Source organism: Haloarchaeobius pelagicus, assembly GCF_051207375.1.
Taxonomy (GTDB): domain Archaea; phylum Halobacteriota; class Halobacteria; order Halobacteriales; family Natrialbaceae; genus Haloarchaeobius.
The window spans coordinates 123,353-136,210 of record NZ_JBPJZD010000003.1 but is presented as its reverse complement, the minus strand read 5'-3'; the positions used below and the strand labels follow the sequence as shown (position 1 = coordinate 136,210).

Below are 12,858 nucleotides of genomic sequence, written 5' to 3'. Positions count from 1 at the left end.
GTGGGCAGCGCCGCCCGGAACGGGGGCGAGGCGTGACGCGCGAGAATCTCGTCCGGCGAATCGCCGGACTGGTCGTCGACCGACCCGGGGCCGTCATCGTCGCCTTCCTCGTCGTCACCGCTGGATTCGCGACCGGCCTCCCTGCAGTGTCGACCGACGCCGGGACGGAGGGCTTCACCGAGGACCTCCCGTCGACGACCGCGCTGGAGAAGGTCCAGGGGCTGTTCGAGCCGCCGTTCGACCCCGCCGAAGGGACCACCCAGTTGATACAGTCCAGCCAGAACGTGCTCGCGAAGCCCTCGCTGTTGCGGATGCTCACGACGCTCGAACGCATCGAGGACGACCCCGGCTTCCGGGTCGAGTCGACCAGCAGCGCCGCGAGCCTCGTCGCACAGGAACTCGATTCCACCGCGACGACGCTCGACGCGCAGGTCGACGCGGTCGAACGGGCCTCGCCCGAGGAACTCGACCTCGCGGTCGACCGGGCCGCGACGAACCCGGCGTTCCGGGCACTCCTGAGTGACGATTTCAACGCGCGGGCTGGCACCGCGCTGGCGACCATCGCTCTCGTCGAGCACGCGCTCCCGACGGACCCGCCCTCGGCAGGGAGCGGGTCGGACGACCCACTCACGCCGCTGCAGGTCCGCATGCAGAGCGTCGTTACTGCGGACATCGTGGTGTTCGGCAGCGGCGTGCTGGCCGCCGAGACCACCACGGTCATCGCCGATTCCCTCCTCATCATCGTGCCCGCCGCGTCGTTGCTCATCCTCGTGTTCCTCGTCTACGCCTACCGTGACCCCGCAGACCTCGCGCTGGGAATACTCTCGCTCGCCATGACGCTGGTCTGGACGTTCGGGTTCCTCGGGCTCGCCGGCATCGCGTTCACCCAGTTGCTGGTCGCGGTTCCGCCGCTGTTGCTCGCGGTCGGCATCGACTTCGGCATCCACGTGGTCAACCGCTACCGCGAGGAGCGGGTCAAGGGCCTCTCACCGACGGTCTCCATGGACATCGCAGGTCGCCAGCTGCTGGTCGCGTTCTTCATCGTCACGGGGACAACGGTCATCGGATTCGCGGCCAACGCCTCCAGCAGCCTGAAACCCATCGCCGACTTCGGCATCACGGCCGCGGTCGGCATCACGTTCACCTTCCTCGTGTTCGGGGTGTTCCTGCCCGCCGCGAAGGTCTGGACCGACACGCAACGCGACCGCCTCGGCATCCCCTCGCTCTGGCAACGACCACTCGGGCAAGAGGGGTCCGTCCTCGGGGCGGTGCTCCCCGTCGGCGTGGTCGTCGCCCGGCGCGCTCCCGGTGTGTTCCTGGTCGTCGTGCTGCTCGTCGCCGGTGCGTCCGCCAGCTACGGGGCCGGCATCGACACCTCGTTCTCCGAGGACGATTTCCTTCCACGGACCGACCAGCCCGAGTACATCACGAGCCTGCCAGAGCCCTTCCGACCGGGCGAGTACACCACACCCGAGACGCTCGACTTCCTGGAGGAGAACTTCGAATCCGCAGAGGACGACGTGGTGACCGTACTCGTCGAGGGGCCACTCACCGAGGACTTCGCCCTCGAATCCATCCAGCGCGCCGGGCGCGATCCACCGAGTACCGTCATCACGGACCGGCGCGACGCCCGCGCCGAGAGTATCGTGACGGTCATCCAGATGTACGCCGAGCGCGACCCCGAGTTCGCCAGGCTGGTGGCACGGAACGACATCGACGGCAACGGGATTCCCGACGACAGCCTCGAAGAGATATACGAGGCGCTCCTCGACTCGCCGGTCCGCGAGACGACACTGACGTACATCACCGAGGACTTCCGGAGCGCGCGTATCGTCTACCGGGTCGAATCAGACGCGGAGCAACGCGAGGTCGCCGCGGACGCGGTCACGCTCTCGCGCCGCCACCGCCTCACCGGGACCGCGACCGGGACCATCGTCGTCTTCCAGGCTGTCTCGGACCTCATCTTCGAGACGGCGGTCGACAGCCTCGTCATCGCGCTCGTCCTCACCGCGGTGTTCCTCGTGTTCATCTACCGACTCACGCTCGGCATGGGCTCGCTCGGCATCGTCAACCTGCTCCCCATCGCCGTGAGCATCGCCCTCATCGCCGGCTCGATGCGTTTGCTGGGGATTCCATTCAACGCGCTGACCGCGACCGTGTTCTCGGTCGCACTGGGGCTCGGTATCGACTACTCGGCCCACGTCATCCACCGGGTCGCCGAAGAGCTGTCCGAGACAGGTGACGTGTTCGCCGCCCTGGAGAACACGACGCGCGGCACCGGCGGGGCACTGACGGGGAGCATGCTCACGACCGTCTCCGGTATCGGCGTCCTCGGGCTGGCAATCACACCGATTCTGGGGCAGTTCGGGCTCGTGGTCGCGCTCAGCGTGTTCTACTCGTACGCCTCGGCACTCGTGGTGACGCCGGCCGCGATAGTCCTGTGGGCCCGGCTGCTCGCGGCCTGGAACGCCGTCCGGTTCGAGACGGCAGTTCCCGGGCAGCACCGGGAGGGATAAACAGCGTACTGGACATATCGTGGTAGTATTCTAACCTACCGGGATACGTACTACGTCTCGAGAGACAGTGCGCCGATGACAACATTCGAAGACGAGGTTGTGACGAACGGAACCCTGTTCGACTCGATCGGCGTCGGTCTGGTCGGCTACGATACGGCTCGCGACGAGGTCGTCGCCGTGAACGAGGCCTTCTGCCAGCTCGCGGCGGTCGAGACGGACGACGTGGTCGGCTCCGACATCGCCACGCTGGTCGGGGACGGCACCGACAACGACGCTGAGACCGTGGCCCGATTCCTCCGGCGAACCACCGAGAGCGACGCGTCGGTCACCTTCGAGACCACGCTCGTCACGGGGGACGACACGGAGCGGCCCGTCGTCATCGACGCGAAACCGATGCCGGGCGCGGACGAGACGGTCCTGCTGACGGTCCACGACGACACTCGGCGCGATGCACTCGAGCGAGAGTACGACGAGTACAGTGCGCTGATGGACGAAGCCATGCTGGTCGGCGAACTCGGCTGGTGGGAGATGGAGGTCGACTCGGGCCGCGTCAGCTTCCACCCGAACAAGGCGCGGATGCTCGGCTTCGAGCCCGATGGCTTCGACCACTACACCGACTTCACCTACCGCTTGCACCCGGACGACTACGAGGATGCGATGGAAGCGATGCGAGCCCTCTATCGGGAGGAGACCGACCGGTACGAGATCGAGTATCGCATCCAGACCGCCGACGGCGACTACCGCTGGTTCCACGACGTGGGCCGGCCGACGGAGTGGACCGGGGACGGCCAGCCGGCCGTCATCACCGGTGTCGCGATAGATATCACGGCGCGCAAGGAGACGGAGCAGGCCCTCCGGGAGCAGCGCGAGGAACTCGCCCTGTTGAACCGGCTCATCCACCACGACATCCGGAACGACATGGCCATCGTCAACCTCTGGCTGGACCTGCTCCGACGCGAGTTCGGCGAGCACCTCGAGCGGGTGACGACGGCGAGCGACCACACCCTCAGGCTGACCGATTCGGTCCGGGACGTGGTCGAGATAATCACCCAGAAAGACGGCGAGCTGGAACTGGAGCCCATCCATCTCTCCAGCGCACTGGAACCGGAGATAGAACGAGTCAAGAAGTCGTTCGAGAACACCGTTATCGAACAGGTCGGCGATGATACCGACGTGATGGTGTGTGCGAATCCGATGCTCTCGTCGGTGTTCGGTAACCTCCTGAACAATGCGGTCCAGCACTGCGACCGGCCGAACCCGGAACTCACGGTACGGACGGCACACAGAGATGGGTCGGTAGTCGTCGGTATCGCGGACAACGGCCCGGGCATCCCCGACGACCTGAAAGAGCGTATCTTCGACCGCGGGACGGTCAGCCTGGATAGCGAAGGGACCGGCCTCGGCCTCTACATCGCGAAGAAACTCGTGACCGCCTACGGGGGCGACATCTGGGTCGAGGACAACGAGCCCGAAGGGAGCATCGTCTTCGTCGAGTTGCAGAAAGCAGCCACGTAACTACCCGTCGAACCGCTCGATGTCGAACAGGTCGATGTCGTGGTCCGTCTCGTCCTCCTCGCTCAGGTCGGCCAGAATCTCGCCGACGACGCTGGCGAACTTGAACCCGTGGCCCGAGAAGCCCGCACCGACGGTCACCTGTGGGTGCTCCGGGAGCGTGTCGAGCACGAAGTGTTCGTCGGGGGTGTTCGTGAAGATGCACGTCGAGAGCCGCATCGTCGGCCCCGCACCGTCCGGGAAGTACTGTTCTGCGAACTCGCGCAGGACGCGCTCGTCTTCGGGAGTCGGCTCGCGGTTCATCGTGTCCGGGTCGACCGTCTCTTCGAGGTGGTTGAACCAGCCGAACTTGAACCCGGGCACGTCGTACACCGGGAACCCGTAGTGGTGGCCCAGGTCGGTCTCGATGACGAACACCGGGAAGTTCTCGGGCTGGAAGGATGCAGGAACCTCGGGCTGGAGCCACGCCAGCACCTGCCGTTCCGGGACCGCGAGCCCCTCCAGTTGTGGAACGAGGTCCGCCGCCCACGCGCCGGCCGTGATGACGAGCTTGTCGGCCACGTAGCTCGCCGCGTCGGTTTCGACGGTGACGCCCCCGTCCTCGGTCGGTTCCCACCCGAGCACCTGCTCGCGGGCGTGGATCTCCGCCCCGTGCTCGTGGGCGCGGTTCACGTGGGCGATGATGCACTGCTCGGGGACGACGAAGCCGCCGTCGGGCTGGTAGATGGCCCGGAAATTCTCGGGCAGGTCGTAGCCGGGGAAGCGCTCGCCGAGTTCCTCGCCCGTGAGTTCCTCGTACTCGAAGCCGTACTGCTCGCAGGAGTCGCGCGAGTCTCGGACGATGTCGCTGCCCGCGGGACCCACGTCGATGGAACCGTTCCTGACGAGGAGTTCCCGGTCGTGGGTCTCCGCAAGGTCCTCCCACAGGTCGAACGAGCGCTCGACCAGTGGGACGTACGCCGGGTCCTCGAACTGCGGCCGGCGGATGATTCGCGTTACCCCGTGCGAGGACCCCTTCGAATGCGGGATGTCGTAGCGTTCGAGCCCGAGGACGTCGACGCCCCGGCGCGCGAGGTGGTCGACGGTCGCGCTGCCCATGCCGCCGACGCCGACGACGATGGTCTCGTATCGCTCGCTGGCTGCCATACCAACACTCCCCCGTGGGTGGGCCAAAAAGCTCCCGGCGAGTCGCCGCTGTCGACGGGCTGGGAACGGAGCGACCACCCCACAGGGTGGAGGTATCCGGGGACCGGCTTTCTCCGCTGAGCGCCTACTTACTACGAGATGTCCCACATGCACCCGGGGGAGTCAGTGTGTATCCGGTTGGACGCGCTGGGAGCGACACATGCGAGCCGACGCCGCATCGAGCGCCGTCAGCGCCGGCGGCTCGAGGACCACCTCGCGTTCGTGGCACGGAACTCGCGGTTCTACAAGCAGTTGTACGGGGACCTGACGCCCTCCTACGACACCTTCCGGAAGCTGCCGCCGGTGACGAAATCGCAGTTGATGGGGCACTTCGACGACGTGGTCACAGACCCGGCCGTGACGCGGGCCGAGGTCGACGCCTTCATCGCCGACCCCACCAAGGTCGGGCACCGCTTGCTAGGGTGCTACCCCGTCTGGACGACCACGGGAACGACCGGCGAACCCGGTATCTTCCTGCAGGACGACCGGGCGATGACGGTTGCCGACGCGGTGAGTGACCGGTGGACGCACCCGTCGTTGCTCGACCTCCGGTCGGCGACACGGCTCGCGAGACACGACCTGCGAATCGCGGAGTTCGCCATCGGCCGCGCACACTACGCAGCCGCGTCAGGGACCGCGTTACTGCGCCGGGAACATCGGTTCTTCCAGCACAGGCTTCGGCTGTTCTCTCCGAAGCGACCCCTCACCGAGGTGGTGACGGAACTGAACGAGTTCCAGCCTGCCATCCTCTTCGGCTACTCGACGGTGCTCGAAGAACTCGCCCGGGAGCGCCGGGCGGGGCGGCTGAAGGTCTCGCCCGCGCTCGTCTTGCCCAGTGGCGAACCGATTACGGCGGCGGGAAAACGCGAGCTTCGGCGTGTCTTCAGCTGTCCGGTCCGGGAGCTGTACGGCGCGACCGAGTTCACCGGTATCGCGGGTGAGTGCGCCCACGGGAACCTCCACGCGAACACGGACTGGCTCGTCCTCGAACCGGTCGACGAGGACTACCAACCCGTGCCGCCCGGTGACCCGTCGGCGACCGTCCTGTTGACGAACCTCGCGAACCGCATCCAGCCGCTGGTTCGGTACGACCTGGGCGACAGCGTCACCATCAACGACGAGCCGTGTCCCTGCGGCAGTCCGTTCCCCGTCCTCACGGTCGAGGGTCGACAGGGTGACGTGTTGCGCTTCGAGGCCGAGGCGGGAGCGCAGGTTCCAATCTTCCCACTCGCGATCTCGAGCATCGTGGAAGAGGTCGACGGCGTCTATCGGACCCAGCTCTGCCAGACCGGCCCACAGTCCCTGCGCGTCCGGCTCGAGGTGGCCGAGGATGCCGACGAGACGGCAGTGCGGGCGCAGGTCGAGGAGGCACTGGCGTCGTTCCTTCGGGGCCAGGGCCTCACGGGCGTCGGTATCGAGCAGGCAGCCGAGCCACCGGCTCGCGACCCGGATGGGAAGTTCCGGCACGTGTGGTCGGAAACCGACTGACAGGCCAATCGTGGGGGACCTCCCGACCAATGTTCCTGAGAACGGCCCGACCGGTTCACCCAGCTTCGGTGCCGAGGTCCATCGGACTCCTCGACGACCGGCGGGCCAGAAAAGTGTTCGTGCGCGAGGGAGGACCGCGGGGGAACAGCAGGCGCGTTACTGACTCGCCGCCGTCTGCGGGGGCGCGCCCGAACTCGTGAGCGCACCGCCGATACGGGCACCGAGTTCACCGAGGAGTGCCGAGAGCCCGAATCCCATGACTGCGACGGCGATACCGATGAACACGGTCATCGCCGTGCCCGCCATGGTGAACCAGGCAGGGCCAGCGAGGCCCGACGTCGCGGTCAGAAGGTGACCGAGTGACAAGAGGACGGGCAGCGCTCCGATGAGACCCGTCAGGACGCCGGTCCCCTTGCTGGACCCGTAGTGTCGTTTCGAGAGGAACCCGACGACGATTCCGACGACGAGCACAGCTCCGAGGGAGACGTCAGGCGCGGTCTCGGTGTACCCCAGTGCCACGAGCGCCGCGGCAACCACGCCGCCCGGGAGGCTGTATCGCCAGTTTTCTGTTACGCCAGCCGAGTTTATTCTTTGTCCTGTCATATAGGTAACCGAGTATTTCTTCCCGGATAAGTCTTCTCCGCAATCTGAGATTTAGTGTGTTTCACAGGGGTCCCATTCGCCCGGCTGTCTTCGTCGTAGCCGGGTCGACATCCCCACCTACTGGGAACCGACCATCCGATTGACCTCCCTCTGTCCCCTCTGTTCACCTGTAGACACATGTTCGATAGGCTCCTCGTCCCGACCGACGGCAGCGACGTCGCGCAGAACGCCACCGAGTACGCCACCGGGCTCGCCAGTCGCTTCGGTGCCGAGGTCCACCTGGTGTGGGTACTCACGGAGTGGTCGCCCCCGCTCGGCGTCGCGCTCCCCGACGACACGGTCCTGACCGAAGCCGCCGAAAAGTTCCTCACCGAAGCCAGGGAGTCCGCACTGGCCGAGGGACTGGACGTGGAGACCGCCATCCTCGAGACCGACGACGGCGTCACTGAGGCGTTGCTCGACTACGCCGCCGACATGGACATCGAGGCCATCGTCATGGGCACCGAGGGTCGAACTGGCCTCGACCGGCTGACCCTCGGGAGCACCACGGAGTCGGTCCTCCGGCAGTCCGAGATTCCGGTGTTCACCGTCCGTGCGGAGACCGAACGCGACCGCCCGACCTTCGACCGCATCCTCGCGCCGACCGACGGGAGCAAACCCTCACTGGCCGCGGTCGACCACGCGGCGAGCCTCGCCGTGGCCACTGGTGCGACCCTCGACATCCTCCACGTCATCGAGCCCGCCCCCGGCTGGGACGGTGTGAGCACGGGCACGCTGAACGACGCGCTCGAAGACGCGGGTGAGAACACGCTCGACGCCGCCGTGGACCGGGTGACCGACCTCGGCGTTTCGAAGGTGGAGCGCTCGCTCGTGTGGGGCGTCCCTCACTCGGCCATCCTCAAGCACGCCAAGAAGACCGGTGCCGACTGCATCGTCATGGGCACCCGTGGGCGCGCCGGGCTGACGGCCGAACTGCTGGGAAGCGTCACGCAGCGGGTGGTCAGACGGTCGCCAGTTCCGGTGGTTGGCTTGCACGGGCCGAAAGACGAGGAACAGGGAGAAGAATAGCGAGCGAAACCGCCTGTCTCAGGGCTCCCGCCGGAACAGCACCGCTTCGCTGTCTGCCAGCGTCGTCTCGCCAGCAGCGGCGACCGATTCCTCGTCGACGCCCGGGGCGGCTATCGCCAGCTCCCAGCCGTCCTCGGGACAGTCGTCGGCGAGGTCGGTCGGTGTGACCGTCACGGCCGTCCCCTCCATGTTGGCGACGAACAGCAGTTCCTCACTCTCGTCGGGGGCGCGTCGGTAGCCGAAGTAGCACACCGTGCCCTCGGTCGGGTGGATGTAGTCGAACGTCTCGTCGCCGTGGACGTCGATGTCGGTGCGGAGCCACGGGCGGTCCTGGCGGAACTCGCGGACCTCGCGGTCGAAGGCGGTGCGCTCGTCGCCCTGTTTCGCGTGCCAGTTCGAGAGGTTCGCGTACGCCTGGACGTCTTTCATCCACGAGTCCGCGAACTCGTGCAGGCCCGCGGGACTGGTGTCTTCGAGGGGGACGCCCATCTCGTCGAACAGCGTGCCGATGAGTTCTAGGTCGTAGTCGGTCGCGTCGACGAAGCGTTCGAGTGAATCGACGAAGTCCTTGAGTTCCTCCTTGGTCTCGAAGCCGAGCGCCTTCAGGCGCGGGAAGTAGTCCGAGTCCTCGTACACACCTTCAGGGACCTGCCAGTCGAGGAAGTTCGCCTCCTCGGCGACGACCTTCACGTCCCACGTCTCGTCGGTGTCGCGGATGAACCCCCACGGGCCACGCATGTTGGCGTTGAGGAAGTCCATCGGGACCCCAGGTAAAAAGGCGTGGAACAGCATTCCCGAGGCGGGATTGTCGTAGGCGCGGTCGATGGCCTCCGGCAGGGAGTCACCGAGATAGGGGTTCTCCGCGTCGGAGTCCCACGAATCGTCGACCCGGCGCTGGGTTCCCCGCCTGACGGTGTCGTGGTTGGCGACGCCGGTGATCCACTGCGAGCCGAAGTCAGCGACCTCGAAGACGCGCCACCACTTCGTCGCCCAGAAGGTGAGCAGCGCGGGTGTGTTGTGGGCGAACGTGACCGGACTCCACTGGAACGAGTGCGGGTGCTGCTCGATGAGCGTCCTATAGGTCGAGGCGAGTTCCCAGTCCGGGCGCGGCCACGGGCGGCCGTCCTCGAAGATCATCCATGGGCGGTACTCCTGCCCGGCGACCTCGTAGGTCAGCCGGTCCATCTCTGCCAGGAACTCGTCGTCGTGGTACTCCTCCTCGGCCTCGGGGTCCCAGACGGTGAAGTCCTGGGCCCCGTCGACGCGGATGCCGTCCGCGCCGAACTCCATCTTCCGGCGCTGCATCTCCAGCAGCAGCGCCCGGACCACCGGCTGGGTGTAGTCCAGATGCTGGCCGTACATGCCGGGCCCCGCGAAGAAGTAGTCGTTCAGCAGGTCGAGGCCGCCGTTGTCGGCGTGGCCCAGCGCGAGGTCGAAGGTGACCGTCATCGGCTCCGGGAGGTTGTGGAGCGTGGCGATGAAGTCCACGAGTTCGTCGGGTCGCCGGGATTCGAGGATGGCCGGGTTGGTCGCTGAAAAGGCGCTGATGACGATGTCGTAGCCCCAGTTTATCATGTCGGGGCGGCGCAGGGTCACATCGACCTCGCCCTCGGTATCCTCGCTGGCATCCACGCCCAGCTCGAAGTGCGGGTCGCGCTCGCCGTGCTCCGTGATGGGCTCGATGGGCATGACCTGGACCGCGTCGTAGCCGACGAAGTTGCGCTCGGCGGGGGTCAGCTCCTCGCCCTGGCGCTGCTTCTCGCCGATTTCGGCGTACTTGCGGGCGAGCCCACCGAGACTCCCGGCCTCGGTCGCGGTGCCGGGATGGATCTCCAGCATGCTGGTCGAGGGCTCGAACCGGGGCACGTCGTCGTTCCACTCGTCTTCAGTGGTAGCGTACTCCTTCTCGGCGAGATCTTCGAAGTACTCGCGGTCGGCGCGCTCCTCATCCAGCTGGTCCATGTCGTAGAACTCGGCCGGGCCGTAGGAGCCGAACGGGACGGAGTAGGCGACGGGGTCGACGATGGTCTCGCGACCCTCGTCCGTCTCGTAGGAGAGCCGGTACAGGGAGCCGAGTTCGTCGCGCGTGCCGGCGCGCATGCCCTCGACGACCGCCCAGGTGAACTCGCCCTCGCGGCGCGTCTCGACGAGGGTTCGCTCGAACGAGGCATCCGTCGCCTCGGCGGTGAAGTCGACGGGTTCGGTCGCGGTCAGCACCTCGAGGTGGACCGCGTCGGCGGGAACCTCCTTGTCGAGCAGTTCCGGCGTCCAGAAGCCGACCTCGGCGCGGTCCTCAACGAGATGTGCGCCGAGTCGCTCCGTGATGCGCTGGGCAGCACGGAACTCGTCGTCGTACTCGGACTGAATCTCGCAGGTCCAGGCGCAGAGTTCCCCGGTCGGTTCCTCGAGGAGCCGCGGCGTGTCGGTCTCAGTCATCCCGTCCCTCCGCCGCCGGGAACACGGCGACGCTCTCGACCTCGACCTCGGTCGTCGGGTGGCCACCGGCCTCGTCGTACACGATGTCGCCGGGGACGACTGCCTCGTCGAGGTCGACGCTCACGGGGCGGTCGCCGAAGTTCAGCACGACGACGTATCGCTCCTCGGCCTCGCGGGCGTACGCGACGACGGCATTCGAGTCGCTCTCGTAGCCGACGCGCTCGAACTCGCCCTGCGCGCCGAGTGCCGGTGTCTCCTCGCGGGTCGCCAGAAGCGTCTTGTAGTGGTTGTACAGTTCCTCGTCGACGTCGTCCCAGTGGACCTCCTCGCGCCGCCACGTCTCGCCGATCTCCTGGCCGGCGTACAGCATCGGAATCCCGGGCAGGGTACAGAGCGCGCCGGCAGCGGCGAAGGTCGCGGCTCGGCCGCACTCCTCGACGTAGCGCGTCTCGTCGTGGTTCTCGATATACAGCATGAAGTTCGCGTGGTCCGGGAAGCCCGTCTCCGCCCGGCCCTCGATGGCCTCCACGACGTTCACGCCCCACGCCTGGCGCTGGCCGACCTGGCGGAGGTTGTGGTACAGCGTCGTGTCGAAGTGCACGTCGAACGCGAGTTCGTGCAGTTCCGGCAGATAGGGGATGGTCTCGTCGAGCAGCAGGAACTCGCCCTCCTGCTCTTTCACGCGGTCGCGGATCTCCTGCCAGAACGGGCGCGGGACCGCCCACGCCATGTCACAGCGGAACCCGTCGACCACGTCGGCCCACTCGTCGACCACGTCGAGGAGGTGCCGACGGACCTCGAGGTTCGTGTAGTCGAAGTTCGCGATGTACGGCCAGTCGAAGTAGGTCCCGGGTTCGCCGTTCTCGTCCCACTCGTACCAGTCGTGGTACGGGTCCTCGGGCTCCTGCGCCTGCTTGAAGTAGGGGTGCTCGCGCCCGGAGTGGTTCAGGACGAGGTCGAACAGGACGTTGATATCGTGGTCGTGGCAGGTGTCGACGAAGGCCTCGAAGTCCTCGCGGGTGCCGAGGTCCTCGGCGATGCTGAAGAAGTCCGTGATGTTGTAGCCGTGTGCCCAGCCGTCGTGCTGCAGGATGGGCGTGAGCCAGATGGTGTTCAGCCCGAGCTCGGCGATCTCGGGGACACGCTCTGCGAGCCGCTGGAACACCCGGCCGTCGCCCTTGCGGAACGCCACGTCCGGTGCATCGTCGTACTGGCTTGAACTGGAGTCGTAGGTCGGGCCCTCCGCCGCTTCCGGCGGCGCGTCGGCGTCACCCTGCGGGCCGTCCCCGCCGAAGGCACGGACGTACATCTCGTACAGGGTCATCTCCTTGCCCCACTCCGGCACGTCGTTGGGACGCGAAATCGCGAGGTCGCCGGAGTCGTCGCGGGTCACGTCGACCGTGTCGGCGACGCTGTGGGTCGCGCCGATGGCGACGGCGTGGACACGCAGGCGGTCGCCCACGGCCGACGCTGGGACGGTCGCTTCCCAGCCAGAGACAGAGAGGTCGCCCGAGAGGTCGTCACGGTCGCGGTCGTCGACGAAGAATTCGACGTCGAGCGAGTCCGCATCGGCCTCGCTCTGCGGGTTGGCCTGCGGCGTCGCGGAGAAGACGAGTTCGTCGCCGGAGACGGCACCGTCGAGTCGGACCCGCGGGCGTCCCTCACGACCCTCGGGGTCGGTGGTCGCGTGCGCCCCCGAGCCGAACGCGCCGGAACCGCTCGCGTGGGCGGGTTCGTCCTCGCGTTCGACGACGTGGGTGCGCTCGACGTCGCTCTCGTGGTACACGCGGGCGGTAAGCTGGTGCGTGCCGTCGGGTGCGTCGAGTTCGAACGTGTAGGTGCCTTCAGCGTCAGGTGTGACGTACTCGACGGCGTCGTCGCCGACCGTCACGTCGGACTCTGCCGGAGCGTCTGCGACGCGCCACGAGTAGAATCCGGATGGATCCGGGTCACGCGGAGCCAGTTCGAGCGTTGCGCCGACCTCGGTGAATCGCGGTGGCCCAGGATGGTGCATATAATTTACTATCACACGAGTAGTATTGTTTTTTCG

8 protein-coding genes are annotated in these 12,858 nt (G+C 66.9%); 4 read left to right on the top strand and 4 right to left on the bottom strand.

Annotated features, from left to right (window positions below; genetic code table 11):
* The first annotated feature begins 32 nt into the window (after positions 1-32).
* Together ACSC1S_RS18870 and ACSC1S_RS18865 are read left to right on the top strand one after the other, a co-directional pair.
* A complete protein-coding gene (locus ACSC1S_RS18870) occupies positions 33-2,516 on the top strand; it encodes an efflux RND transporter permease subunit (protein WP_435365645.1) in 2,484 nt (827 codons plus the stop codon).
* A 75-nt stretch (positions 2,517-2,591) separates the two neighbouring features.
* Complete coding sequence (locus ACSC1S_RS18865; RefSeq protein ID WP_435365644.1) at positions 2,592-4,031, top strand: sensor histidine kinase; 1,440 nt, start codon at positions 2,592-2,594, stop codon at positions 4,029-4,031.
* On the opposite strand, the gene solA is transcribed toward ACSC1S_RS18865, so the two are convergent.
* Entirely contained in the window at positions 4,032-5,174 is a 1,143-nt protein-coding gene (gene solA / locus ACSC1S_RS18860; RefSeq protein WP_435365643.1) for an N-methyl-L-tryptophan oxidase, read from the bottom strand. It abuts the gene before it with no gap.
* 138 nt (positions 5,175-5,312) lie between these two features.
* Here solA and ACSC1S_RS18855 point away from each other — a divergent pair, with 138 nt between their 5' ends.
* Positions 5,313-6,701, top strand: a complete 1,389-nt coding sequence (locus ACSC1S_RS18855; RefSeq protein WP_435365642.1) for a phenylacetate--CoA ligase family protein — start codon at positions 5,313-5,315, stop codon at positions 6,699-6,701.
* Between the two features lie 156 nt (positions 6,702-6,857).
* Here the strand turns inward: ACSC1S_RS18855 and ACSC1S_RS18850 are convergent, their stop codons facing one another.
* Positions 6,858-7,304, bottom strand: coding sequence for a DUF5518 domain-containing protein (locus tag ACSC1S_RS18850; protein ID WP_435365641.1), 447 nt, complete (start codon positions 7,302-7,304; stop codon positions 6,858-6,860).
* A 177-nt stretch (positions 7,305-7,481) separates the two neighbouring features.
* Here ACSC1S_RS18850 and ACSC1S_RS18845 point away from each other — a divergent pair, with 177 nt between their 5' ends.
* Positions 7,482-8,372, top strand: coding sequence for a universal stress protein (locus ACSC1S_RS18845; RefSeq protein WP_435365640.1), 891 nt, complete (start codon positions 7,482-7,484; stop codon positions 8,370-8,372).
* Between the two features lie 18 nt (positions 8,373-8,390).
* Here the strand turns inward: ACSC1S_RS18845 and gghA are convergent, their stop codons facing one another.
* Both gghA and ACSC1S_RS18835 read right to left on the bottom strand, forming a co-directional pair.
* Entirely contained in the window at positions 8,391-10,808 is a 2,418-nt protein-coding gene (gghA, locus tag ACSC1S_RS18840) for a glucosylglycerol hydrolase (protein WP_435365639.1), read from the bottom strand.
* Positions 10,801-12,822 carry an alpha-amylase family glycosyl hydrolase gene (locus ACSC1S_RS18835; protein ID WP_435365638.1) on the bottom strand — a complete coding sequence of 674 codons (2,022 nt, stop codon included), beginning with the start codon at positions 12,820-12,822 and terminating at the stop codon, positions 10,801-10,803. The genes gghA and ACSC1S_RS18835 overlap by 8 nt, the downstream gene beginning before the upstream one ends.
* Positions 12,823-12,858: the final 36 nt, after the last annotated feature.